This is a genomic window from Streptomyces sp. FIT100, from assembly GCF_024584805.1.
GTDB lineage: Bacteria > Actinomycetota > Actinomycetes > Streptomycetales > Streptomycetaceae > Streptomyces.
In genome coordinates this window covers 4,355,889-4,380,300 of record NZ_CP075715.1, presented here as the reverse complement: position 1 = coordinate 4,380,300, position 24,412 = coordinate 4,355,889, and the positions used below count along the sequence as shown (strand labels likewise).

Annotated in this window: 20 protein-coding genes; 9 read left to right on the top strand and 11 right to left on the bottom strand. The window is 70.5% G+C overall.

Going from position 1 to position 24,412, the window contains the following annotated elements:
• Positions 1-6: 6 nt before the first annotated feature.
• Entirely contained in the window at positions 7-1,155 is a 1,149-nt protein-coding gene (locus tag KK483_RS19755; protein WP_262006537.1) for a TadA family conjugal transfer-associated ATPase, read from the bottom strand.
• Positions 1,152-2,249 carry a septum site-determining protein Ssd gene (gene ssd / locus KK483_RS19750; protein WP_262006536.1) on the bottom strand — a complete coding sequence of 366 codons (1,098 nt, stop codon included), beginning with the start codon at positions 2,247-2,249 and terminating at the stop codon, positions 1,152-1,154. The genes KK483_RS19755 and ssd overlap by 4 nt, the downstream gene beginning before the upstream one ends.
• Before the next feature lie 739 nt (positions 2,250-2,988).
• On the opposite strand from ssd, the gene KK483_RS19745 reads away from it, so the two are divergent.
• Entirely contained in the window at positions 2,989-3,831 is an 843-nt protein-coding gene (locus KK483_RS19745) for an HAD family phosphatase (RefSeq protein WP_262006535.1), read from the top strand.
• Positions 3,832-4,195: 364 nt separating this feature from the next.
• Here KK483_RS19745 and KK483_RS19740 read toward each other — a convergent pair whose 3' ends face one another.
• Both KK483_RS19740 and KK483_RS19735 read right to left on the bottom strand, forming a co-directional pair.
• The gene (locus KK483_RS19740) at positions 4,196-5,188 is read right to left on the bottom strand and encodes an IS481 family transposase (RefSeq protein ID WP_262006147.1); all 993 of its coding nucleotides are present in this window, start codon (positions 5,186-5,188) and stop codon (positions 4,196-4,198) included.
• 124 nt (positions 5,189-5,312) lie between these two features.
• Positions 5,313-6,137 (bottom strand): oxidoreductase, encoded by an 825-nt coding sequence (locus KK483_RS19735; protein ID WP_262006534.1) that lies wholly within the window; start codon positions 6,135-6,137, stop codon positions 5,313-5,315.
• A 102-nt stretch (positions 6,138-6,239) separates the two neighbouring features.
• On the opposite strand from KK483_RS19735, the gene KK483_RS19730 reads away from it, so the two are divergent.
• Positions 6,240-7,235, top strand: a complete 996-nt coding sequence (locus tag KK483_RS19730) for an ATP-binding protein (protein ID WP_262006533.1) — start codon at positions 6,240-6,242, stop codon at positions 7,233-7,235.
• Between the two features lie 45 nt (positions 7,236-7,280).
• Here the strand turns inward: KK483_RS19730 and KK483_RS19725 are convergent, their stop codons facing one another.
• A complete protein-coding gene (locus KK483_RS19725; protein ID WP_262006532.1) occupies positions 7,281-8,567 on the bottom strand; it encodes a hypothetical protein in 1,287 nt (428 codons plus the stop codon).
• 352 nt (positions 8,568-8,919) lie between these two features.
• On the opposite strand from KK483_RS19725, the gene KK483_RS19720 reads away from it, so the two are divergent.
• The 3 genes from KK483_RS19720 to nhaA all read left to right on the top strand — a co-directional run bounded on the left by KK483_RS19720 (position 8,920) and on the right by nhaA (position 15,400).
• Entirely contained in the window at positions 8,920-11,358 is a 2,439-nt protein-coding gene (locus KK483_RS19720) for a SulP family inorganic anion transporter (protein ID WP_262006531.1), read from the top strand.
• 384 nt (positions 11,359-11,742) lie between these two features.
• Positions 11,743-13,698, top strand: a complete 1,956-nt coding sequence (acs, locus tag KK483_RS19715) for an acetate--CoA ligase (RefSeq protein ID WP_262006530.1) — start codon at positions 11,743-11,745, stop codon at positions 13,696-13,698.
• Positions 13,699-14,005: 307 nt separating this feature from the next.
• The gene (gene nhaA / locus KK483_RS19710) at positions 14,006-15,400 is read left to right on the top strand and encodes a Na+/H+ antiporter NhaA (protein WP_262006529.1); all 1,395 of its coding nucleotides are present in this window, start codon (positions 14,006-14,008) and stop codon (positions 15,398-15,400) included.
• 9 nt (positions 15,401-15,409) lie between these two features.
• On the opposite strand, the gene KK483_RS19705 is transcribed toward nhaA, so the two are convergent.
• On the bottom strand, positions 15,410-15,931 hold the full coding sequence (locus tag KK483_RS19705) for an AAA family ATPase (RefSeq protein WP_262006528.1): 522 nt from the start codon (positions 15,929-15,931) through the stop codon (positions 15,410-15,412).
• A gap of 424 nt (positions 15,932-16,355) precedes the next feature.
• On the opposite strand from KK483_RS19705, the gene KK483_RS19700 reads away from it, so the two are divergent.
• From KK483_RS19700 to KK483_RS19690, 3 genes are all read left to right on the top strand, one after another.
• The gene (locus KK483_RS19700) at positions 16,356-16,871 is read left to right on the top strand and encodes a phage holin family protein (RefSeq protein WP_262006527.1); all 516 of its coding nucleotides are present in this window, start codon (positions 16,356-16,358) and stop codon (positions 16,869-16,871) included.
• Positions 16,868-17,833, top strand: a complete 966-nt coding sequence (locus KK483_RS19695) for an alpha/beta fold hydrolase (RefSeq protein WP_262006526.1) — start codon at positions 16,868-16,870, stop codon at positions 17,831-17,833. The genes KK483_RS19700 and KK483_RS19695 overlap by 4 nt, the downstream gene beginning before the upstream one ends.
• A gap of 133 nt (positions 17,834-17,966) precedes the next feature.
• Positions 17,967-18,146, top strand: a complete 180-nt coding sequence (locus KK483_RS19690; protein ID WP_262006525.1) for a hypothetical protein — start codon at positions 17,967-17,969, stop codon at positions 18,144-18,146.
• 18 nt (positions 18,147-18,164) lie between these two features.
• On the opposite strand, the gene KK483_RS19685 is transcribed toward KK483_RS19690, so the two are convergent.
• The 3 genes from KK483_RS19685 to nth all read right to left on the bottom strand — a co-directional run bounded on the left by KK483_RS19685 (position 18,165) and on the right by nth (position 21,360).
• Entirely contained in the window at positions 18,165-19,364 is a 1,200-nt protein-coding gene (locus tag KK483_RS19685; RefSeq protein WP_262006524.1) for a MarP family serine protease, read from the bottom strand.
• Positions 19,365-19,463: 99 nt separating this feature from the next.
• Positions 19,464-20,156 (bottom strand): CoA pyrophosphatase, encoded by a 693-nt coding sequence (locus KK483_RS19680; RefSeq protein ID WP_262006523.1) that lies wholly within the window; start codon positions 20,154-20,156, stop codon positions 19,464-19,466.
• 190 nt (positions 20,157-20,346) lie between these two features.
• Positions 20,347-21,360, bottom strand: coding sequence for an endonuclease III (nth, locus tag KK483_RS19675; RefSeq protein ID WP_262009604.1), 1,014 nt, complete (start codon positions 21,358-21,360; stop codon positions 20,347-20,349).
• A gap of 238 nt (positions 21,361-21,598) precedes the next feature.
• Here nth and KK483_RS19670 point away from each other — a divergent pair, with 238 nt between their 5' ends.
• Positions 21,599-22,273 carry a Crp/Fnr family transcriptional regulator gene (locus KK483_RS19670; RefSeq protein WP_015034542.1) on the top strand — a complete coding sequence of 225 codons (675 nt, stop codon included), beginning with the start codon at positions 21,599-21,601 and terminating at the stop codon, positions 22,271-22,273.
• A 139-nt stretch (positions 22,274-22,412) separates the two neighbouring features.
• Here KK483_RS19670 and KK483_RS19665 read toward each other — a convergent pair whose 3' ends face one another.
• The gene (locus KK483_RS19665; RefSeq protein WP_262006522.1) at positions 22,413-23,243 is read right to left on the bottom strand and encodes an MBL fold metallo-hydrolase; all 831 of its coding nucleotides are present in this window, start codon (positions 23,241-23,243) and stop codon (positions 22,413-22,415) included.
• Positions 23,240-24,214, bottom strand: a complete 975-nt coding sequence (locus KK483_RS19660) for an NUDIX hydrolase (protein WP_262006521.1) — start codon at positions 24,212-24,214, stop codon at positions 23,240-23,242. The genes KK483_RS19665 and KK483_RS19660 overlap by 4 nt, the downstream gene beginning before the upstream one ends.
• Positions 24,215-24,412: the final 198 nt, after the last annotated feature.

Here is a 24,412-nt window from a genome sequence, read left to right as displayed (position 1 = left end):
CGGTCGTCACCACACACCCCCGATCAGCGACCGCAGCCGCTCCCAGCCCCGCTCCCTGGCGAAGCCCGCCGCGCCCCATCGCAGCGCGGGAACGGTCAGCACCAGCCCCGACGCGTCCCGCTCCAGTACATGCACCTCGGCGATCCTCCGGCGCCCGTCCCGGTCCCGTACGAGGTGGATCACCACCGACAGCGCTGCCGCCAACTGGCTGTGCAGCGCCGCCCGGTCCAGCCCGGCGGCCGTGCCCAGGGCCTCCAGCCGGGCTGGGACGTCGGCGGCCGTGTTCGCGTGGACAGTGCCGCAGCCGCCGTCATGGCCGGTGTTCAACGCCGCGAGCAGGTCCGTGACTTCGGCTCCCCGGACCTCGCCCACCACCAGCCGGTCGGGGCGCATCCGCAGCGCCTGGCGCACCAGGTCCCGCAGAGTGACCTGACCCGCGCCCTCCTGGTTGGCCGGCCGGGACTCGAGCCGCACCACGTGCGGATGGTCGGGCCTGAGCTCGGCCGAGTCCTCGGCCAGCACGATCCGTTCACGCTCGCCCACCAGTCCCAGCAGCGTGGACAGGAGGGTCGTCTTGCCCGTGCCCGTGCCGCCGCTGATCAGATACGAGATCCTCGCCCCTATCAGCGCCCCCAGCAGCCGGTCGCCGCCGGGCGGGATCGTCCCCGCCGCGACGAGCTCGCTCAGCGAGAAGGCCCGCGGTCGCACCACCCGCAGCGACAGACAGGTCGAGCCGACCGCGACCGGGGGCAGCACCGCGTGCATCCGCGTGCCGTCGGGGAGCCTGGCGTCCACCCAGGGCCGCGCGTCGTCCAGTCGCCGGCCCGCCACCGCCGCGAGCCGCTGCGCAAGCCTGCGCACCGCACCCGCGTCGGAGAAGGTGACCTCGGTGAGTTCGAGACCGCCGCCCCGGTCCACCCACACCCGATCCGGCGCGGACACCAGCACATCCGTGACGGCCGGGTCGGCGAGCAGCGGCTCCAGTGGCCCGGTCCCCACCAGCTCGCAGCGCAGCTCCTCGGCGGCGCCCAGCACTTCGGCATCGCCGAGAAGCCGCCCCTGCGCGCGCAGCGCGGCCGCCACCCTGGCCGGCGTCGGCTCGGCCCCGCTCTCGGCGAGCCGCTGGCGCACGGCGTCGAGCAGTGTCGTGGTCATGAGACCGCACCGCCCGTGAGCGCCCGCTCCCAGAACGCCGAGCAGAACCGGGCGAGCGGTCCCCTCGCCCCCGCACCGGGCGGAACCCCACTGTCCAGGTCGGTGAAGAGTCCCGCGTCCACGGGCAGTTCACCCGTCAGCGGCAGGTCGAGCACATCGGCCACCCACTGCTCGTCCAGCCCCGACGCGTACGGCCCGCGCACCACGGCGCGCAGATCGCCGAGCACCATGCCGACCGCCGAGGCGACACGCCTCGCCGCGGCCACCGCGCGCAGTTCGCCCGGCACCACCAGGAGCCCGATGTCCAACTGCGCCAGCGCCTCGGCGACCCCTTCGTCGACCCGGCGCGGCAGATCCACGACCACCACCCCGCCGCGTCTGCGCGCCGCCGCCAGCACCGAGCGCATCGCCTCGGGTGGCACCACGACCGTGTCGCCCCGGTCCCAGCTCAGCACCCGCAGCCCGTGCACGGCGGGCAGCGACTCCTCGAGCGCACCGCCGGCCACCCGGCCCTTGGACGCCGCGAAGTCCGGCCAGCGGCGGCCCTGGGCCCGCTCCCCGCCGAGGAGCACATCGAGACCGCCGCCCAGCGGGTCGCCGTCGACGAGCATCGTGCGCTGTCCTTCGCGCGCCGCGGTCACCGCGAGCGCGCAGGCCAGCGTGGAGGCCCCGGCACCACCCCGGCCGCCGATCACTCCGACCGTGAGCGCGGGCCGGCCGACACCCTCGGCCACGTCCGCGATCCGGTCGACGAGCCAGCCCTCGGCGTCCGGCAGCCGCAGCACGCAGTCGGCACCGATCTCCACAGCCCGACGCCACACCTGTGGATCGTCCTGGTCCCGGCCGACGAGCAGCACCCCACGTCTGCGGGAGGCTCCCCGGCAGCGGGCGGCCGCGTCGTCCCCGACGAGGACGAGAGGCGCGGCTTCCCAGCTCGCTCTCTCTTCGGGCACCGCATGGTGGACCTGCGGCTCGGCACCTGCCGCGGCGCACAGCCGCAGCAGATCGTCGAGCAGCTCCAGGTCCTCCGTGAGGATCAGCGGCCCATCCCTGCGCAGCCCGGCAGCCGGCCTCCCGGCGGAGCCGCCGGACACCCCCGACGCCCCCGACGCCCCCGACGCCCCCGACGCCCCCGACGATGGTCCGGATGACCGCGAAACCCAGGACCCCTCGGGCACTCGCGAAACCTCGGACTCAGAGGACCCAGGCGGCCCGGACGCCCCGGGCACCCGAGACGACCGAGACGACCGAGACGACCGAGACGACCAACGCACCCCGGACACGGATGCATCCGGCGTACCGGATGTATCAGATGTGATGAAACCCATCACGATTTCTCCCCCTCACATCACGCTGCCGCAGTCGAGTCACCGAACCGGCGAGACCGGCCCGGATCCGTGATTCCTTCAGCCCGCGAACATCGCGGACGGAATCACCGTGCAGCGCGCCGAAAAATCGTGTGGATCTTGCTCAAAAACTGTGGACAACTCGCCACTTGTGAATATCCCGCTAGCCCATACCGGTGACTTACGACTCGACTTCCACAGCGCAGCACAGCCACTACATAGAGTGACGGATCACTGATGTCACCCGACAGCGCCGGAGACGCCCGACGGAGGGCTGAACGACCATGAGTGAGGGACGAAAATGCGTCCGGACATGCGACGACCCCCGCCGGGGGGGAGAGCGGGGGTCGTCCCCACGGCCGACTCGGGGGGGGAGGAGTCGGGCCGGGTTAGCACGGTCGCGAACGATCCGTGACTTCCATGGTGTACCCGAGAGCCTTCTCAGGCAAACCCACGCGCCCCAGCTTACGCCGAATGGTGGGCGCCTATGCTCGGCGTCGTGGAAAACCACTCCTCGCCGCGCACAGCAGCCTTCTTCGACCTGGACAAGACGGTCATTGCGAAGTCGTCGACGCTGACCTTCAGCAAGTCCTTCTACCAAGGCGGGCTGATCAACCGCCGCGCCGTACTACGGACCGCCTACTCCCAGTTCGTCTTCCTCGCGGGCGGCGCGGACCACGATCAGATGGAGCGGATGCGGCAGTACCTGTCCGCGCTCTGCAAGGGCTGGAACGTCCAGCAGGTCAAGGAGATCGTCGCCGAGACCCTCCACGAGCTGATCGACCCGATCATCTACGACGAAGCCGCCTCCCTCATCGAGGAGCACCACGCCGCCGGTCGCGATGTCGTGATCGTCTCCACGTCCGGCGCGGAGGTGGTCGAACCGATCGGTGAGTTGCTCGGCGCCGACCGGGTCGTCGCGACCCGCATGGTCGTCGGCGACGACGGCTGCTACACGGGGGAGGTCGAGTACTACGCGTACGGGCCCACAAAGGCCGAGGCGGTCAAGGAACTCGCCGCGTCCGAGGGATACGACCTGTCGCGCTCCTACGCGTACAGCGACTCCATCACGGATGTCCCCATGCTCCAGTCGGTGGGCAATCCGTATGCGGTCAACCCTGACCGCGCCCTGCGCCGCGAGGCCGTGTCGCGCGGCTGGCCGGTCCTCGTCTTCAACCGGCCGGTACGGCTGAAGCAGCGGATCCCCGCGTTCACGCTCCCGCCGCGTCCCGCGCTGGTCGCGGCCGCCGCGGTCGGCGCGGCAGCGGCCACCGCGGGCCTCGTCTGGTACGCCAGCCAGCGCCGCAGCGCGTCCATTGCCCGTATTTGAACCTAAAAGTAAAGAAGTGCAGGCAGGGGTTCCGCTCACCCTGCCGCTGGAGTACAAAGGACTCAACGGCCCGCGAGACCTGGGACATCCGAGAGGATCACCAATCACGCAGGAAAAGGCCCACGGACCGAAGCATGGATGCCGAGCACCCACGCGACGTCGACCCGTCGATTACGGGCCAGCCGCACCAGGTGACGGACAAAGTTTCCGACCTGATGGGCAACATATCGAGGACGCTTGGTAACTGGGCGGACATGCCAGCGGCGGTACCAATTCCGGTACCGCCGCAACCCTTTGTACGGCCTGTACAGACCACCCGGCCTGTACGGACCGCCCCCGGGCGGGACCACCTCCGGGCGCTGCCCTAGGTGTATTGCCTGGGGACGTTGGTCAACCTGGTGATGGGTGGTTTGCCGCCGGTCGCGGTGTGGGGGCGGTGGTGATTGTAGTGATGGAGCCAGGCTGGCAGGGCTTTACGGCGGGCTGATTCGCTGGGGTAGAAGCGGCCGAGGGCCCAGCCGTCGGCGAGGGTGCGGTGGAAGCGTTCGACCTTGCCGTTGGTCTGTGGCCGGTAGGGGCGGGTCTTCTTCGGTGTGATGCCGAGCTCGGTGCAGGCTTGTGTCCAGTGCCGGGAGCGGTAGGCCGAGCCGTTGTCGGTGAGGACCCGCTCGATGGTCACCCCTCGGGCGGCGAACCAGGCTACCGCGCGCCGCAGGACGTCGACCGCGGTGGCGGCCATCTCGTCGTCGCGGATCTCGGCGTAGGCGACGCGGGAATGGTCGTCGATGACGGTGTGGACGAACGCGGTTCCCAGTAGCGGTCCTCGGTACTTGTTGCGGGGCTTGTCGGGTGTTGCGGCACGGTTCTTGCGGCCCTGGACGCGTCCGACGTAGCGCCAGCCGCCGCCGTCGGGCACGTTCCCGAGCTTCTTGACGTCGATGTGGAGCATTGCGCCGGGATGATCGTGCTCGTAGCGGCGGACCGGCTCGCCGGTGGCGCGGTCGATGTGGGACAGGCGGTTGATCCGGCAGCGGGTCAGGACTGCGTGGACGGTGGAGGCGGGCATGCCCAGCCGTCCGGCGATCTGGACCGGGCCCAGACGTTGCTTCCAGCGCAGGTGCACGATCTTGCGGACCAGCGGCTGCGGTGTTCGGGCAGGACTGCGGTGCGGCCGGGAGGACCGGTCAGCCATCGCCACCGGCCCGGACTCGGCGTAACGGTCGGCCCACCGCTTGGCGGTCGGCCAGGACACGTCGTAGCGTTCGGCCGCACGGGCGACCGGCCAGCCGTCATCGACAATCAGACGCGCCAGCCGAAGACGGGCACGGGGAGTCAAAGCAGCGTTAGCGTGAGACACGAAGGCCTCCTGGTTGGCGGAGCGGTTCCTCGACAGCTCCACTCCACAACCGGAGGCCTTCCCCATCTCACAGATTCAGACCGTGTCGTCACACAAACTCGACCAACCTGGCTGGGCAGTACACCTAGGCGGCGCCCCGCTGCAACGCCTCGCAGACCGCCGTCGATTCGCGAACGCCCAGCTCGACGGCGCGGCCGCAGTGCGCGATCCAGGCAGCCATCCCCTCCGGGCTCCCCGACAGATATCCGTCGAAGGCGGCGACGTACGCCGCGCGGCCGAGTTCCGCGTGCCCGACCTCGGCCGGGCAGATCGACTTGGGATCGAGGCCGCTGCCGACCAGGACGATGCGCTCGGCGGCCCTGGCGACCAGTCCGTTGGACGAGGAGAACGGGCGCAGTGCGAGCAGTTCTCCGTGCACGACGGAGGCGATCACCAGCGCCGGGGCCGAACTGCCCGCGATGACCAGCCCGGAGAGCCCGTCCAGCCGTCCCGCCACCTCGTCGGCATCCGGGAGCGGCGCCTCGATCAGCGGCTCGTCGACCTTCTCACCCACGAGGCGGGGCCGGCCGACCGTGTCGTCCGGTGCCGCACCGCCCGCCGCCACCAGGTGCAGCCGGGCCAGCACCCGCAGGGGTGACTGGCGCCAGATGGACAGCAACTGGCCTGCCTCGGCGGTCAGCCGCAGCGCCGCGCCGACGGTGGGGGCCTCCCCCTCGCCGCCGAAATCGGTGCGTCGGCGCACCTCTTCCAGCGCCCAGTCGGCCCCGGAGAGCGCCGCGGAAGCCCGGGCTCCGCGCAGTGCGGCCTCCGACGCCACCTCGTTGGCGCGGCGTCGCATGACCCGGTGCCCGTAGACCCGGTCGACGGCCTTGCGTACGGAGTCGACGGCATCCGCGACGCCGGGCAGTGCGCCCAGTGCGGCCAGGGGGTCAGAGGCGTTCGTACTCATAAGTAGGGAGGCTACGCGTCCGAGGGGCAGACCCCACGATGGAGTGGTCTTCTTCACGCATCCCGAGCCCCCGGCGCGATCACGGCACTAACCTACGTGAACATGAAGATCGCTTTCGTAGGGAAGGGCGGCAGCGGCAAGACCACGCTGTCCTCACTCTTCATCCGCCACCTCGCCGCACAGCGGGCCCATGTCGTCGCGGTGGACGCCGACATCAACCAGCACCTGGGCACGGCACTCGGACTCGACGAGGACGAGGCGGCGGCGCTGCCCGCGATGGGCGCGCACCTCCCCCTCATCAAGGACTATCTGCGCGGCACGAATCCCCGGATCGCGTCCGCCGAGACGATGATCAAGACCACCCCTCCGGGTGAGGGGTCACGACTGCTGCGCGTGCGCGAGGACAACGCGGTCTACGACGCCTGCGCCCGGACGGTCCGGCTGGACGACGGCGAGATCCGGCTGATGGCGACCGGACCGTTCACCGAGTCGGATCTGGGCGTGGCCTGCTACCACTCCAAGGTGGGAGCGGTGGAGCTGTGCCTCAACCATCTCGTCGACGGTCCGGACGAGTACGTCGTGGTCGACATGACGGCCGGCTCGGACTCGTTCGCGTCCGGGATGTTCACGCGCTTCGACATGACGTTCCTCGTCGCCGAGCCGACCCGTAAGGGTGTTTCCGTCTACCGGCAGTACAAGGAGTACGCACGGGACTTCGGCGTCTCGCTGAAGGTCGTCGGGAACAAGGTGCAGGGCGAGGACGATCTGGAGTTCCTGCGTGAACAGGTGGGCGAGGACCTGCTGGTCGCGGTCGGGCACTCGGACTGGGTGCGGGCCATGGAGAAGGGCCGCCCGCCGCGGTTCGGCCTGCTGGAGGAGTCCAACCTCGCGGCGCTGCGCACGCTCCAGGACGCTGCGGGCGCGTCGTACGGGCGCCGCGACTGGGAGCGCTACACACAGCAGATGGTGCACTTCCACCTGAAGAACGCGGAGAGCTGGGGGAACGCGAAGACGGGGGCCGACCTGGCGGCACAGATCGACCCCGCCTTCGTGCTCGGCGAACGGACCCTGGAGGCCGGCGCTCCACAACCGGCCTGACCGGCCTGACCTGCTTGACCGGCTTGACCGGCTTGACCGGGCGGCCTAAGCGGAGTTCGCGTGCTTGCTCTTCTCGGCGGGCTTCGTGGCCGGCTCCACAGCGGACTTCGCGGCGGGCTTCGCGGCGGGCTTCGCGGGCTGGGGGGTGATGAATGCCTCCCAGCCCTGCCCGGGCGCCTGACCGACCGGGAGCCTACGCAGCTTCGCCAGGACCTTCGGGTCCTGGGCGTCGAGCCAGTCGGCGAGCTGCCGGAACGAGACGCACCGGGTCTCCGGCCTCGCACAGACCACCCCGACGGTCTCCTCGACGGCGCGCATGTACGCACCGCCGTTCCAGGACTCGAAGTGGTTGCCGATGATCATGGGGGCGCGGTTTCCGGAGTACGCCCGCTCGAAGCCCTGGATCAGGCCGTTGCGCATCTGGTCGCCCCAGTACCGGTGCATGGTGGGGTCGCCCTTGCTCGTTCCCGACTGGTTGACCATGAAGTTGTAGTCCATGGCGAGGGATTCGAAGGCGCGGCCGGGGACCGGGATCATCTGGAGCGAGAATTCCCACATGCCCCGTTCCTTGTCGGGCCAGACCTGTTCGCCGGTGCCGCTGGCGTCGTAGCGGAAGCCCAGCTCGCTCGCGGCCTTCAGAAAGTTCTCGCGTCCCTCCAGGCAGGGAGTGCGGCCGCCGATGAGCTCCTTGTCGTAGTCGAAGGGCAGCGGCGGTTCCGAGGTCAGCTCCGTGTTCGTCTTCCAGTGCTTCACAAAGGACTTGGCCTGGCTGATCTCGCTCTTCCAGTCCCTGACCGACCAGCTGCCGACGCCGCCGTCCGCACCGCAGAAGTGTCCGTTGAAGTGGGTGCCGATCTCGTTGCCTTCGAGCCAGGCCTGGCGCAGCTCGCGCACGGTGGCCTTGATCCCTTGGGTGTCGTTGAAGCCGATTTCGGAGCTGCCGGGTGCGTGCCGGGGCGGCTCGTACTCCCCGGCCTTGTCCTCGGGCAGCAGGTAGACGCCGCTGAGGAAGTAGGTCATCGTCGCGCCGTGCTTCCTGCCCAGCTTCCGGAAGCGCGAGAAGAGCTTCTGGCTGTCCTCGCCCGCGCCGTCCCAGGAGAAGACCACGAACTGCGGGGGCTTCTGACCCGGCTTCAGCCGTTCGGGCCTGGGCACTCCGGGCTGGTTTCCGGTGTAGGCGGTGGAGCCGTCGCCGATGAGGCGGATCACGGCGTTGGCGCCCTGCGGACCCTGCTGGGGAAGGGAACCGGAACCACCGGCGCAGCTCGCGATCCCCACGGCGAGCGCCGTGCCGGCGGCACCGACGGCGAGCTTCCTCGTGCTGGCCGGCATTCCGTCCACCTCTTCCCTCATGTGGAGTGATCTGCGGCTTATCGGCCGATACGACGGCGAGTGCGCACAGACTCGCGCCGCAACGAAGAGGGGAGGGGGTGACAGGCCGAGCCGAAATGATTAATCACCAGAACGGGTGAAGAGTTGCCCTATTTGCCCCGAAAATCATGCCGCAGTCTTTACTCTGCATTACGATCCATTTACCGAGAGTTGAGACTCCCTCACCAGCCGAGGCGCGTCGAGACTCCAGTCCCAACATCCCGCCAGTCCCAACATCCCGCCGCTGTACGCCGTGACCCACGGCCGCGACCCCCACATTCCGCGACCGCGCCGCCCCGGAGGAGACGGGAACATGCCTGCCTGCGTCCCCCATCGCACGAACGACCAGCAGCACCACGACCGCGACGAGCCCGACGGATCCCGGTCCCGGTTCCGCTCCCGCGGCGGGCCCGACCGCGGAGGCGGGAGCGGCACAGGCTTCCGGCTCCGGATCAACGGTGCTGATGCGACCGCGTCCATCACCGTCTTTCTGATCGCGCTGCCGCTCTCCCTTGGTATCGCCCTGGCCACAGGTGCGCCGCTGCAGGCGGGTCTGGTGGCGGCGGCGATCGGCGGGATCGTCGTCGGCACGCTGGGCGGGGCGCCGCTCCAGGTCAGCGGACCGGCGGCCGGGCTCACGGTGGTGACGGCGGATCTGATCCAGCAGTACGGATGGCGGACCACCTGCGCCATCACGGTGCTTGCGGGCCTGGCCCAGCTGGTGCTGTCCATGCTGCGGGTGGCCCGCTCGGCGCTGGCCGTCAGTCCGGCGATCGTGCACGGCATGCTCGCCGGTATCGGCGTGACGATCGCGCTCGCACAGCTGCACATCGTCCTCGGCGGCACGCCGCAGAGCTCCGCGATCGACAATGTGCTCGGGCTTCCGGGCCAACTGGCCAATCTGCACCCCGCCGCGCTCTCCGTCAGCGCCCTGACCATCGCCGTGCTGCTCGCCTGGCCACGCCTCCCGGGGCGGACCGGCAGAGCCGTACGGACGATCCCGGCCGCGCTGGCGGCCGCGGCCCTCGCGACCGCGCTGGCCGCGACTGCCGGGCTCAGGCTGCCCCGGGTCGACCTTCCGTCCTGGCAGAGCCACGCCCTGCCCGAGCTTCCCGACGGACCGGTGCTGGGCCTCCTGGCCGCGGTCCTGACCATCACACTGGTCGGCAGCGTGGAGTCACTGCTGTCCGCCGTGGCGGTCGACAAGCTGGTCGCGGCACGCAAGAAGCCCGCGGTCCGCATCCCGCGCGCCAACCTCGACCGGGAGCTGAGAGGGCAGGGCGCGGCCAACATCGTCTCCGGCGCACTCGGCGGGCTGCCGGTCACCGGGGTCGCCGTGCGCAGCTCCGCCAATGTGGCCGCCGGCGCCGTCAGCCGGCAGTCGACCATGCTCCACGGCCTGTGGGTCGCTCTGGCCGCGCTGTTGCTCGTGCCGGTGCTCGATCTGATCCCGCTGGCCACCCTGGCGGCCCTGGTGATGGTCGTGGGCGTCCAGATGGTCAACATCACGCATCTGCGCAGCGTGCGGCGGAACCGCGAAATGCTCGTGTACGCGGCGACCATGGCGGCGGTGGTGCTCACCGGTGTCCTGGAAGGCGTGGCCATCGGGGTCGCCGTCGCGGTCGCCGTCGCACTGCACCGGCTGACCAGGACGCGGATCACCGTCGAGGAGCGCGACGGGACCTATCGGGTCCGGGTGCGGGGCCAGTTGACGTTCCTGGCCGTGCCCCGGCTGAGCCGCGTGCTCAGCAAAGTGCCGCACGACGCGGACACCGTGGTGGAGCTGGACGGCTCCTTCATGGACCACGCGGCCTACGAAGCGCTGCACGACTGGCAGGCGGGCCATGAGGCCCACGGCGGTACGGCCGTCTTCACCGGGCGCTCCGGGGGCCGGATCGCCGAGCCCGCCTCCGAGTCGCACGCCTGCTGCCGGCCCTGGACACCCTGGCGCAATCACCACTGCCAGGAGCATCCGGCCACCACGTCGCCCGGACAGCGCCAGCGGCATCGGCAGCACGGCAAGCATCTGCACCAACTGGCCAGCGGAATCAGCTCCTTCCAGCGCAACACCGCACCGCTGGTGCGCGACGAGCTGGCGCGGCTGGCCCGCGAGGGCCAGCGCCCCTCTCACCTGTTCCTGACCTGTGCCGACTCCCGCCTCGTCACGAGCATGATCACGGCAAGCGGCCCCGGCGACCTCTTCACCGTGCGCAATGTGGGGAATCTCGTGCCCAGGCCGGGAGCGGAGAGCGGAGACGACTCGGTCGCCGCCGCGATCGAGTACGCCGTGGACGTACTGGAGGTCGACTCGATCACCGTCTGCGGCCACTCCGGCTGCGGTGCCATGCAGGCACTGCTCAACGGCATCCAGAGCGACGACGACGAGGACAAGGGCAAGGGCAAGGACGCACCCCGGACGCCGCTGCAGCGATGGCTGCGCCACGCACAGCCCAGCCTCGACCGGATGCGCTCCCGTCATCACTCCTCGGCGAGAATCTCCGGACGGCTGCCCGCCGACGCGGTGGAGCAGCTCTGCCTGACCAACGTGGTCCAGCAGCTGGAGCATCTGCGGGCCCACGAGGCGGTGGCCCGCAGACTGGCCGAAGGCCGTCTGCAACTGCACGGGATGTACTTCCACGTCGGCGAAGCGCAGGCGTACCTGCTGGCGGATGATGCGAAGGCCGGCGGCGCCGAGGAGGTCTTCGACCGGGTCACGCCCGGGCCGCCGGCGCTGGAGAACACATTGGCCTGACCCGACCGGGGCCTGACCCGACCGGGGCCTGGGCCCTGGGCTGGGCAGGGCCTGGGCTGGGACTGGGCTGGGCAGGGGCCCCTGCTCTGGGTCTGGGCGCAAAGAGAGCGTGCACCCGACCAGAGCACAGCCCGAGCCGACGAAAGCCGGCCTGTGCTGCCGCGCCCTGAACCGGCCGGGCGCGGCATCCGTGAATACGTATGGTCCCTCCTCCTCACCGCTCGGGGAGGAGGGACCGGTCGAGCCCACCGGATTCCACAGCGGCGCCCGCACCACACAGGTCTAAACCAATTCCCCGAAGGCTCTTGTCACCCGGGCATCTGACTGATGAGCTATGGCCTGGGACACATAGGCACATAGGACGCCCTGGGAAAGGGAGATGTCGTGAGCAACGAAAGCCTGGCCAACCTGCTCAAGGAAGAGCGGAGGTTCGCGCCTCCGGCCGAGCTGGCCGCGAACGCCAATGTCACGGCTGAGGCGTATGAGCAGGCCGAGGCGGACAGGCTTGGCTTCTGGGCCGAGCAGGCCCGGCGGCTCACCTGGGCCACCGAGCCGACCGAGACCCTCGACTGGTCGAACCCGCCCTTCGCCAAATGGTTCGCCGACGGCGCGCTCAACGTCGCGTACAACTGCGTGGACCGTCATGTCGAGGCCGGCCTCGGTGACCGCGTCGCCATCCACTTCGAGGGCGAGCCCGGCGACAGCCGCGCCATCACGTACGCCGAGCTGAAGGACGAGGTCTCCAAGGCGGCCAACGCCCTGACGGAGCTGGGCGTCACCAAGGGCGACCGGGTGGCGGTCTACCTGCCGATGATCCCCGAGGCCGTCATCGCCATGCTCGCGTGCGCCCGCATCGGCGCCGCGCACTCGGTGGTCTTCGGCGGCTTCTCCGCCGACGCCATCGCCACCCGTATCGCGGACGCCGACGCCAAGCTCGTCATCACCGCGGACGGCGGCTACCGGCGGGGCAAGCCCTCGGCGCTCAAGCCCGCCGTCGACGAGGCGATCAACCGGGTCGACCGCGTGCAGCACGTGCTCGTCGTGCGCCGCACCGGCCAGGAGGTGGCCTGGACCGAGGGCCGGGACGTGTGGTGGGACGAGATCGTCTCCCGCCAGTCCCCCGAGCACACCCCCGAGGCGTTCGAGGCGGAGCAGCCGCTCTTCATCCTCTACACGTCCGGTACGACGGGTAAGCCGAAGGGCATCCTGCACACCTCCGGCGGCTACCTCACCCAGGCGGCCTACACCCACCACGCCGTCTTCGACCTCAAGCCCGAGACCGATGTCTACTGGTGCACCGCCGACATCGGCTGGGTGACCGGCCACTCCTACATCGTGTACGGACCGCTGGCCAACGGCGCCACGCAGGTGATCTACGAGGGCACACCCGACACCCCGCACCAGGGCCGCTTCTGGGAGATCGTCCAGAAGTACGGCGTCACGATCCTCTACACGGCGCCGACCGCGATCCGCACGTTCATGAAGTGGGGGGACGACATCCCCGCCAAGTTCGACCTCTCCAGCCTGCGCGTCCTCGGCTCGGTCGGTGAGCCGATCAACCCCGAGGCCTGGGTCTGGTACCGGGAGCACATCGGCGGCGGCAGCACCCCCATCGTGGACACCTGGTGGCAGACCGAGACCGGCGCGATGATGATCTCGCCGCTGCCGGGCGTCACCGAGACCAAGCCGGGCTCCGCGCAGCGCCCGCTGCCCGGTATCTCCGCGACCGTCGTCGACGACGAGGCCAACGAGGTGCCCAACGGCGGCGGCGGTTACCTCGTCCTCACCGAGCCGTGGCCGTCGATGCTCCGCACCATCTGGGGCGACGACCAGCGCTTCATCGACACGTACTGGTCCCGTTTCGAGGGCAGGTACTTCGCCGGGGACGGCGCGAAGAGGGACGACGACGGCGACATCTGGCTGCTGGGCCGGGTCGACGACGTGATGCTCGTCTCCGGGCACAACATCTCGACGACCGAGGTCGAGTCCGCGCTCGTCTCCCACCCGAAGGTCGCCGAGGCGGCGGTCGTCGGCGCGGCGGACGAGACGACGGGACAGGCGATCGTGGCGTTCGTGATCCTGCGCGGCACGGCGAGCGAGGACGCCGACCTCGTCGCGGATCTGCGCAACCACGTGGCCACCACGCTGGGCCCGATCGCCAAGCCCAAGCGGATCCTGCCGGTGGCCGAGCTGCCCAAGACCCGCTCCGGCAAGATCATGCGCCGGCTGCTGCGCGATGTCGCGGAGAACCGTCAGCTCGGTGACGTCACCACCCTGACCGACTCCTCCGTGATGGATCTCATCCAGTCCAAGCTGCCGTCGGCGGCTTCGGAGGACTGACAACATTCGCGGGCGAACCTTCCAAGGTCCGCCCGCGCGCACCGACCACGGGCGGACCGCCCCCAGCGGGAGGCTGACCTCGGAGAACGGTCCTCGTAGCACCGCGCACAGGGGCACCCGGAAGCAACGCGCCGGGTGCCCCTTTTGCGTCTATCGTGACGATCGCCAGAGATGCACCGGTTGTACACCCAGGCATGTTCTTAGGTAAAGTAACGAACGCATCAGCGATGCGACAAGAAAACCTAGGTGTGCCGGGAAGTCTGGTCGGCAAGTGCTCAGTCATGCCCACCCGACCGGAGGTCCACTCGTGGCCGCGCCCACCGAAACCCCGCGCAAGTTCCTCGGACGTCTCTCGCTCCCCGAGCGGACCTTCGTGGCGGACGCGCTCCGCGCCGAGACCGTCGGCGGTGTTCTGCTGCTCGTGGCCGCGGTCATCGCGCTCCTCTGGGCGAACGCGCTGGGCGGCAGCTACGAAGCCGTACGCGACTTCCACATAGGCCCTGCCGCCCTCGGCCTGGACCTCTCCCTCCAGCACTGGGCGGCCGACGGACTGCTCGCCATCTTCTTCTTCGTCGCCGGTATCGAGCTCAAGCGTGAGCTGGTCGCGGGCGAACTACGGGACCCCAAGGCCGCGGCGCTCCCGGTCGTCGCCGCCATCTGCGGCATGGCCGCACCCGCGATCGTCTACACGGTCGTCAACGCCGTCGGCGGCGGCTCCATGGCCGGCTGGGCCGTGCCCACCGCCACCGACATCGCCTTCGCGCTCGCCGTTCTCGCGGTCATCGGCACATCCCTGCCGTCGTCGATCCGGGCCTTCCTGCTCACCCTCGCCGTCGTCGACGACCTCTTCGCGATCCTGATCATCGCCATCTTCTTCACCGACCACCTGAACTTCGCCGCCCTCGGCGGCGCGGTCGTCGGCCTCGGCGTCTTCTGGCTGCTCCTGCGCAAGGGCGTGCGCGGCTGGTACGTGTACATACCGCTGGCCCTCGTCATCTGGGGCCTGATGTACAACAGCGGCGTCCACGCCACCATCGCCGGTGTCGCGATGGGCCTGATGCTGCGCTGCCACCACAAGGAGGGCGAGGAGCACTCTCCCGGTGAGCACATCGAGCACCTCGTACGACCCGTCTCGGCCGGTCTCGCGGTGCCGCTGTTCGCCCTGTTCTCGGCCGGGGTGAGCGTCTCCGGCAACGCCCTGCACGATGTCTTCAGCAAGCCCGAGACGCTGGGCGTCGTCCTCGGCCTGGTGGTCGGCAAGGCGATCGGCATCTTCGGCGGCACCTGGCTCACCGCGCGCTTCACCAGAGCCGAACTCAACGAGGATCTGGCCTGGCCGGACGTGTTCGCCGTGGCGGCACTCGCCGGTATCGGCTTCACCGTTTCGCTCCTCATCGGCGAGCTCGCCTTCGAGGGCGACGCCGCTCTGATGGGTGAGGTCAAGGCCGCGGTCCTGATGGGGTCGCTGATCGCCGCGGTGTTCTCCGCAGCGCTGCTCAAGCGCCGGGTGCGCACGTACCAGACGCTGTGCGAGGAGGAGGAGCGCGACGAGGACCTCGACGGCATCCCCGACATCTACGAGCAGGACAACCCGGAGTACCACCTGCGCATGGCCGCGATCTACGAGCGGAAGGCCGCCGAGCACCGCCGCAAGGCGGAACTCGCGGGGGCGTCGCGCGGTGAGGGCGACAGTCCGGAGTAGCGGCGGACCTCAGCTCCTGATGGCCTCTGCGATCTGCAGGGCGGCCTGGGCGGGCGTGAGGTGCGTGGTGTCGACGACCTCGGCCTCACCGTGCAGCCACGTGCGGGCCGCCTCGGCGTAGGGCTCAAGGTATTGGAGACGGAATGGGGAGGGGCCGAGAACGGTGTCCCCCTCGATGCGCCCGCGGAGGGTGTCCTGGTCGGCGTGGAGGACGAAGTGCCGCACCGGAATGGTGTGCTGGGCGAGGCCCGCACTGATCTCGCGCCAGTACTGCTCGACCAGGACGGTCATGGGCATCACCAGAGTGCCACCGGTGTAGTCGAGCACACGGCGGGCGGTCTCGACCACGAGCGGCCGCCACGGCGGCCAGTGCTGGAAGTTGTCCGTCCTGGGCAGCCCCGGCGTGATGTCCATGAGTGTCTCGCCGACCTTCTCGGCATCGAACACCCGCGAATCCGGGATCAACTGCTGCACGAGTGCACTGGTCGTCGTCTTGCCTGCGCCGTGGGTGCCATTGAGCCAAATGATCACGGACTTGACGCTAGCGCAGTGAGGGCCCGCCGGAGCGGGCACAGCAGAAATCCGGGCCACCTCGGCGCGGACCCATGCCGGCGAGAACGTTCACGGGCGAACGCGGCGGTCCGCAACACGGCGGCTCGGTCCTCTGCCGGCTCCGCCGATTGGAGCAGGCCACGGATTCAGGGAGGAAACCGCTGCCCCTGAGAGGATGCCGATCAGCCGTCGAGCGGACTTCGGCAGCCGAGCCGGGCCGTCTGTGGGCCGTCCAAGCTCGTCCAAGGGTCGTCCGAGGCCCCCAAGGGCGACCGGTAACGACCACCGTCACCACCCCGCGGCACGTCTGGGGCAGGCAGCACAAGGGCACGGACAACGCAGAATGCGTGACAGTCCGGCATGATCTGACAACGGATCCGAAGCAGAGACGAGGGAGTCAGCGATGAGCGACCCCGGCAAGGGCGCGGCCGGCACCGTCAGCGCCACCGAAACGGCAGGCGACACGGTCGGACCGGTCCGGCTGACCGGACCCGACAGGACGGTCGGGCAGCTGGTGGCGACGGCGACGGCCGAGATGTCCGCGCTGGTGCACGACGAGATCGCGCTGGCCAAGGCGGAGATCCGGCAGGACGTCAAGCGCGGGGTGACGGGCGGTGTGGCCGGCGCCGTCGCGGGTGGCCTGCTGTTGTTCTCGGTGCCGATGTTCAGCTTCGCCGCCGCGTACGGCATCCACAATCTGGGCCTCGGGCTCGCCTGGTCGTTCCTGATCGTGGCCGGTGCGTTCGTGCTGCTGGCGGCGCTGCTGGGGCTGCTCGCAGTGATGAAGTTCAAGAAGGTCAAGCCGCCGGAGAGGTCCATCGCCTCGGCCAAGCAGACCGCGGCGGTGCTGCAGAACGTCAAGCCGCATCCCCGCCAGAGCGAGGACTCGGCCGCGGTTGTGGCACGCTCATCTGCATGACCGACCCTGACAGCGGCAACGGCAACGGCACCGGCAGCGGACACGGCGCGGGAAGCGGCGGACCCGTACGAATCGATGGTCCCTGGACCCATCGCGACGTGGCCGCCAATGGTGCGCGCTTCCATATCGCCGAGCTGGGCGACGGGCCGCTGGTGTTGCTGCTGCATGGCTTCCCGCAGTTCTGGTGGACGTGGCGCCATCAGCTGACCGCGCTCGCGGATGCGGGGTTCCGGGCGGTGGCGATGGATCTGCGGGGCGTAGGCGGCAGCGACCGTACGCCGCGGGGTTACGACCCCGCGAACCTCGCGCTCGACATCACCGGTGTCGTACGGTCCCTCGGCGAACCGGACGCGGCGCTCGTCGGCCACGACCTGGGCGGGTACCTGGCCTGGACGGCGGCCGTGATGCGGCCCAAGCTGGTGCGCCGGCTGGTCGTGTCCTCGATGCCGCATCCGCGCCGCTGGCGCTCCTCGATGCTGGGCGACTTCGCGCAGAGCCGGGCCGGTTCGTACGTCTGGGGCTTCCAGCGCCCCTGGCTGCCGGAGCGTCAGCTGGTCGCGGACAACGCGGCGCTGGTGGGCAGGCTGCTCCGGGAGTGGTCGGGGCCGCGGCCTCCCGAGGACAACGCGGTGGAGGTGTACCGGCGGGCGATGTGCATCCCCTCGACCGCGCACTGCTCGGTCGAGCCGTACCGGTGGATGGTGCGGTCGATGGCCCGTCCGGACGGCATCCAGTTCAACCGCCGTATGAAGCGCCCCGTCCGGGTGCCGACGCTCCATCTGCACGGCTCCCTCGACCCGGCGATGCGCACCCGCAGCGCGGCGGGCTCCGGCGAGTACGTGGAAGCCCCGTACCGCTGGCGCCTCTTCGACGGGCTCGGCCACTTCCCCCATGAGGAGGATCCGGTGGCGTTCTCCAACGAGCTCGTCAACTGGCTCAAGGACCCCGAACCCGACCGGTGACAACCGGCTCAAAGAGCCCGAACCGGACCGATGGGCGAACGGGCGTTCCGCGAACGGGTATTGCCCGGCGCATAGGCCAATTGGCGGGCCCCGATGAGGTTACCGACCTTGGGGCACGGGCACACGTCGGGGTATGGGCTGGACGCACGACTACGGTGACACAGCACGCAACTCCCGCTCGGCCTCCGCGCCGATCAGCCACGAGAGGGGCGGCCCGCAGGCACAGGGCCACGATCCCCGGCTCGGGATTTCCCGTATCCTCCGCCGCCGGGCGCGCTGGGTCTCGGCGCGACTGCGCCATACGCGGGGCTGAGCGCCCCGCGTCGTTCGCTCACAGCGCGCAGCTCTGGCTGTCGACCTGCTGATTGGCCGTGACACCGAGCCTGATGTCGCCACGGATCTCGTCGGCGGTCAGCGCATAGCCGGTGCTGGCGTCGTCGAGCGAACGGGCGAAGATCACTCCGTACACCTCGCCGTCCGTGGTGAGCAGCGGGCCGCCGGAGTTGCCCTGGCGGACCGTCGCGAACAGCGAGTACACATCGCGGCGCACCTCACCGTGGCGGTAGATGTCGGGGCCGTTGGCGTCGATACGGCCGCGGACTCGCGCGGAGCGGACGTCGTACGCGCCGTTCTCCGGGAAGCCGGCGACGATCGCGCTGTCGCCCGTCCGGGCGTCGGTCTCGGTGAACCGCAGCACCGGTGCGTCGAGCTCCGGGACGTCGAGCACGGCGATGTCGCGCTGCCAGTCGTAGAGGACGACCTTCGCGTCGTACAGCCTGCCCTTGCCGCCTATCTGGACGGTCGGCTCGTCGACGCCGCCGACGACGTGCGCGTTGGTCATGACGCGGCGCTCGGCGAAGACGAAGCCGGTGCCTTCGAGGACCTTGTTGCAGCTCGGGGCCGTGCCGACGACCTTGACGATGGAGCGCTGGGCGCGGTCCGCGACGGGGCTGTTCACCAGAGCCGGATCGGGGGCCCGGACCTCGGTGATGGGCTCGTTGGCGAACGGGCTGAAGACCTGCGGGAGGCCGTTCTGCGCGAGGACCGCGGAGAAGTCGGTGAACCAGGTGGACGCCTGGGCGGGCATCACCCGGGAGACCCCGAGGAGCACCTTGGAGCTGCGGACCTCCTTGCCGAGCGTCGGCAGGGACGTGCCGGCGAGGGCGGAGCCGATCAGCCAGGCCACGAGCAGCATCGCGACGACGTTGACCAGGGCACCGCCCGTGGCGTCGAGGGCGCGGGCGGGCGACCACGTGATGTACCGGCGGAGCTTGTTGCCCAGGTGGGTGGTGAATGCCTGGCCGACGGAGGCGAAGACGATCACGATCACGACGCCGACTATCGCCGCGGTCGTGGAGACCTCGGCCTCATCGGTCAGCTGGTCCCAGAGCGGCGGGAGCAGATAGATCGCCACCAGTCCGCCGCCGAGGAAACCGGTCACCGACAGGATGCCGACGACGAACCCCTGGCGATACCCGACGATCGCGAACCACACGGCGGCGACCAGCAGCAGGATGTCCAGCACGTTCACCGTCAATAGCCTCGCAGATTCGTCGTCCGGCACTCCGTCCGGCGGGGGGTCGGGGACCCGGGGGACGGGTGGTCCCGGGGTTGCACCTGGGCAACGGTCTCATGTGCGCCAGTCGAGTGGGACCTGCCTGCCCCGGTCCCATGGGCGCTCCCAGCCGGCGAAGTGCAGGATGCGGTCGATCACACCGGCGGTAAAACCCCAGACCAGGGCAGATCCGACAAGGAAGGCAGGACCGTGGTGCCCGCTCGGGTGGACGGCCGTCGCACGGTTGGCCGGGTCCGTGAGATCCGCCACGGGCACCGGGAAGACACGGGCGGTCTCGGCCGGGTCGACGACGCCGACCGGGCTGCGCGCACGCCACCAGCCGAGGACCGGGGTGACGACGAAGCTGCTCACCGGGATGTAGAGGCGGGGCAGGACGCCGAAGATCTGGACGCCCGCCGGGTCCAGCCCGGTCTCTTCCTGGGCCTCGCGGAGGGCGGCGCGCAGCGGGCCGGTGGTGGCGGGATCGCCGTCCTCGGGGTCGAGGGCTCCACCGGGGAAGGACGGCTGGCCGGCATGGGAGCGGAGGCTGCTGGCCCGCTCCATGAGCAGCAGGTCGGGACCTTGGGGGCCGTCCCCGAAGAGGATGAGCACGGCGGACTGCCGGCCGCCGCTCTCGGGCGGCAGGAACCGGCTGAGCTGCTGCGGCTCGACGGTCCTCGCGGCCCGGTCGACCGGCGCGAGCCAGTCGGGCAGGCCGTCGCTCGTCACGGCCAGCTCGCCGTCGTACATCTCGTCCGTGCGTGTCATGGGCACCCCCGTCGTGTCCAACGCGTTCGGTGACCGGGATCGTTCCGGCCCGCTCCCCCGCCCGCTCCCTCGGCTGCGTCTCCACCCTTTTCGCCGGCCTTGCCGCCGTCGGCCCTGCGGCCGGACCTGTCGCCGCCCATGTCGGCCCCCGTACCGGCCTCGCCTTCCGAGCCGGCCCGCCGTGGACCCGTCATGAAGCGCCCAGGGGCGGTGCCGGCTTGCCCGGGTAGTCCGGCGGCGGGTTGAGCCGCTGGCCCGGATAGCCGCCCATCTCGTACTTGAGCAGCTTCTTCGCCTTCTCCGGGTCCGTCTCACCCTCGCCGTACGAAGGACAGAGGTGGGTGATCGGGCAGGCGCCGCAGGCGGGCTTGCGGGCGTGGCAGATGCGGCGGCCGTGGAAGATCACACGATGCGAGAGCATCGTCCACTCGCTCTTGGGGAAGATCTCGGCGACCTCGGCCTCGATCTTGACCGGGTCGTCCTGCTCCGTCCACTTCCAGCGGCGGGCGAGCCGCATGAAGTGGGTGTCCACGGTGATCCCGGGCACCCCGAACGCGTTGCCGAGCACCACGAAGGCGGTCTTGCGGCCCACTCCGGGAAGCGTGACCAGGTCCTCAAGGCGGCCCGGCACCTCGCCGCCGAAGCTGTCGCGGAGGGCCGTGGAGAGGCCGATCAGCGACTTCGTCTTTGCGCGGAAGAAGCCGGTGGGCCGGATGACCTCCTCCAGCTCCTCGGGGACGGCGGCGGCCATGTCCTCGGGGGTCGGGTACTTCGCGAAGAGCGCGGGGGTCGTCTGATTGACCCGCAGGTCGGTCGTCTGGGCGGACAGGACCGTCGCGACGAGCAGCTGGAACGGGTTCCGGAAGTCGAGCTCCGGGTGGGCGTACGGATAGACCTCCGCCAGCTCACGGTTTATCCGGCGGGCGCGGCGCACCATCGCCAGCCTCGACTCCGGCTTCGACGGCTTCGACGGCTTCGCAGCCTTTGCCGTCTTTGCCACCCTCGCCGCCTTCGCCGCCGCCTTCGTTTCCGTTGCCGCTTTCGCCGCTTTCACCGTCTTCACCGAAGGCCTCGAAGGCTTCGAGGCCTTCACGGGCGCCGACTTCGCAGCAACGCCAGCAGGCTTCCGACTTGTCCCTTTTGCCGTCTTTGTCGGCACGCGAGAACCCTGTTCGCCCACAGCGGAATTCCGCTCCCCTGACATAGTTCCGGCCCCCTTGGCCTGCACTCCCACCGGCGAATTGGACACCCGGCCAGCCTAAGGGCCACCACCGACATCCGCCCCGGGCACGGCCGATCGCCACCCGAATCAGCACCTGGGGCACAACCGGACACGCCGGTGCGTCAAACTTGTGTTGGAGCCTTGTGATCGATCGCACTGTTTTGCTGTGCGGCATCATGGGGACCACCGTCCCCTGAGCAGGTCGACAAGGAGAGAATTCGTGGACGACGTTCTGCGGCGCGCCCCACTCTTCGCGGCGCTCGATGACGAGCAGGCCGCGGAGCTCCGCGCCTCGATGAGTGAAGCGACGCTCGCCCGCGGCGACGCTCTCTTCCACGAGGGCGACCCCGGCGACCGCCTCTACGTGGTCACCGAGGGCAAGGTCAAGCTTCACCGCACCTCCCCCGACGGCCGCGAGAACATGCTGGCGGTGCTCGGCCCGGGCGAGCTGATCGGTGAGCTCTCGCTCTTCGACCCCGGCCCGCGCACGGCCACCGCCACCGCCCTCACCGAGGTCAAGCTCCTCGGTCTGGGCCACGGCGACCTGCAGCCCTGGCTGAACGCGCGCCCGGAGGTGGCCACGGCCCTGCTGCGCGCCGTCGCCCGCCGGCTCCGCAAGACCAACGACCAGATGTCCGACCTGGTCTTCTCCGACGTCCCGGGCCGAGTCGCCCGCGCGCTCCTCGACCTGTCGCGCCGCTTCGGCGTGCAGTCCGAGGAGGGCATCCACGTCGTCCACGACCTGACGCAGGAGGAGCTCGCCCAGCTCGTCGGCGCCTCCCGCGAGACGGTGAACAAGGCACTCGCCGACTTCGCGCAGCGCGGCTGGCTGCGGCTCGAGGCTCGCGCCGTGATCCTGCTCGACGTGGAGCGCCTCGCGAAGCGTTCCCGCTAGTCCGGAGTCCGGCCGGGCGCCGGCAGTACGCGTAGAAGGGGGCCGCCCCGGCCATGTGCCGGGGCGGCCCCCTTCGTACGGCAAGTCCTTCGAAGACACGGGACAGGACACACCGCACACGGGACACACGGGACACGGCCTAGATCAGGCCGTGCTCCCGCAAGTACTCCAACTGGGCCCGCACCGACAGCTCCGCGGCCGGCCACAGCGACCTGTCCACGTCGGCGTACACATGGGCCACGACGTCGGCGGCCGTGCGGTGACCGTTCTCGACGGCCGTCTCGACCTGGGCGAGGCGGTTCGCTCGATGGGCGAGGTAGAACTCGACGGCGCCCTGGGCGTCCTCCAGAACGGGGCCGTGGCCGGGGAGGACCGTGTGCACCCCGTCGTCGACGGCGAGCGAGCGCAGCCGCCGCAGCGAGTCGAGATAGTCGCCGAGGCGCCCGTCCGGGTGCGCGACGACGGTCGTGCCGCGCCCGAGGATCGTGTCTCCGGTCAGTACGGCGCGGTCGGCGGGCAGGTGGAAGCAGAGCGAGTCGGCGGTGTGGCCGGGCGTGGCGACGACCCGCAGCTCCAGGCCGCCGGTACGGATCACATCGCCCGCCGCGAGCCCTTCGTCGCCGAGGCGCAGCGCCGGGTCGAGCGCGCGGACCTTCGTGCCGGTCAGTTCGGCGAACCGGCCCGCCCCCTCGGCGTGGTCCGGGTGTCCGTGCGTGAGCAGGGTGAGCGCCACGCGCTTGCCGGCCTGCTCCGCGGTCGCCATGACGTTCCGGAGGTGGGTGTCGTCCAGCGGGCCGGGGTCGATGACGACGGCGAGCTCGGAGTCCGGCTCGGCGACGATCCACGTGTTGGTGCCGTCCAGGGTCATCGCGGACGGGTTGGGGGCGAGGACGTTGACCGTCCGCGCCGTGGCGGGACCGGAGGCGACGACACCGCGCGGCTGGCCGGGGAGGGCCGACGCACTGCTCATCGGGCGCCTCCCGTCGGTTCCGCCGGGCCCGTTGGGCTGCCTCCCGCAGGGCTGTCTCCCACAGAGCCTTCTCCCGCTGGGGTGTCTCCCGCAGGGCTCTGTCCTGCCGGGATGTTCCCTGTCGGGATGTGCTTGGTGAACTCGTCGTGGCCGGGCCAGCTCAGCACCAGCCGTCCCTCCTCCAAGCGTGCCTGAGCGAGGATCGGCGTGAGGTCCTGGTCCCGAGCGGCCGCGAGGGCATCGGCCGCGGCTTCGTACCGTCCCAGCGCCCGCAGCGTGGCGATCGTGGGCGGCATCATCAGCAGCTCGCCCTTGTCGTAGCCGGCCGCGGCGTCCGCGGGACGGATCCACACGGTGCGGTCGGCCTCCGTCGAGGCGTTACGGGTCCGCTGCCCCTCCGGGAGCGCAGCGACGAAGAACCAGGTGTCGAAGCGGCGCGGCTCGAACTCCGGTGTGATCCAGCGGGCCCACGCGCCCAGGAGGTCCGACCGCAGCACCAGCCCGCGGCGGTCGAGGAACTCGGCGAACGACAGCTCCCGGTCGACCAGCGCCGCCCGGTCCGCCTCCCAGTCGTCGCCCGTCGTGTCCCCGACCACCGAGTCCGCGGTCTCGCCCGCGAGCAGGACGCCCGCCTCCTCGTACGTCTCGCGGACCGCCGCGCACACGATGGCCTGCGCGGCCGCCTCGTCGTCGACGCCGAGCCGGACGGTCCACTCGGCCAGTGCGGGGCCCGCCCACCGCACGGGGCGGGAGTCGCGCTCGTCCACACCGCCGCCGGGGTAGACGTACGCGCCTCCGGCGAAGGCCATGGAGGCGCGGCGGCGCAGCATGTGGACCGCGGGGCCCTCCGGGGTGTCCTTGAGGAGCATCACGGTCGCCGCCCGCCTGGGGGTGACGGCGGTGAGCTCACCGGCGGCGAGCGCGCGGATCCGGTCGGGCCATTCCGGTGGGTACCACTGACCATTGGACATGGGCGGATGCTATGCGTTCGCGCGCGGATGTTCGAGGGGCGCCGGGGACGCCCGGAGCCCCACGGAGACGCCCGGGGCCCACGGAGACGCCCGGAGACGCCGGGAACACCGGTGCGGCCCCGCCCCGCCATGGAAGCGGGGTGCGGGGCCGCACACGTATCCGGTATCTACCGGTGGATACTGACCGACCGGCGGTCC

Bases quoted from the DNA above. Each gene is read 5' to 3' on its own strand.
- KK483_RS19755 (WP_262006537.1), bottom strand. From the start codon at position 1,155: ATGACCACGACACTGCTCGACGCCGTGCGCCAGCGGCTCGCCGAGAGC.
- KK483_RS19745 (WP_262006535.1), top strand. From the start codon at position 2,989: ATGCTCGGCGTCGTGGAAAACCACTCCTCGCCGCGCACAGCAGCCTTC.
- KK483_RS19735 (WP_262006534.1), bottom strand. From the start codon at position 6,137: ATGAGTACGAACGCCTCTGACCCCCTGGCCGCACTGGGCGCACTGCCC.
- KK483_RS19730 (WP_262006533.1), top strand. From the start codon at position 6,240: ATGAAGATCGCTTTCGTAGGGAAGGGCGGCAGCGGCAAGACCACGCTG.
- KK483_RS19725 (WP_262006532.1), bottom strand. From the start codon at position 8,567: ATGCCGGCCAGCACGAGGAAGCTCGCCGTCGGTGCCGCCGGCACGGCG.
- KK483_RS19720 (WP_262006531.1), top strand. From the start codon at position 8,920: ATGCCTGCCTGCGTCCCCCATCGCACGAACGACCAGCAGCACCACGAC.
- KK483_RS19700 (WP_262006527.1), top strand. From the start codon at position 16,356: ATGAGCGACCCCGGCAAGGGCGCGGCCGGCACCGTCAGCGCCACCGAA.
- KK483_RS19695 (WP_262006526.1), top strand. From the start codon at position 16,868: ATGACCGACCCTGACAGCGGCAACGGCAACGGCACCGGCAGCGGACAC.
- KK483_RS19690 (WP_262006525.1), top strand. From the start codon at position 17,967: ATGGGCTGGACGCACGACTACGGTGACACAGCACGCAACTCCCGCTCG.
- KK483_RS19680 (WP_262006523.1), bottom strand. From the start codon at position 20,156: ATGACACGCACGGACGAGATGTACGACGGCGAGCTGGCCGTGACGAGC.
- nth (WP_262009604.1), bottom strand. From the start codon at position 21,360: ATGTCAGGGGAGCGGAATTCCGCTGTGGGCGAACAGGGTTCTCGCGTG.
- KK483_RS19665 (WP_262006522.1), bottom strand. From the start codon at position 23,243: ATGAGCAGTGCGTCGGCCCTCCCCGGCCAGCCGCGCGGTGTCGTCGCC.
- KK483_RS19660 (WP_262006521.1), bottom strand. From the start codon at position 24,214: ATGTCCAATGGTCAGTGGTACCCACCGGAATGGCCCGACCGGATCCGC.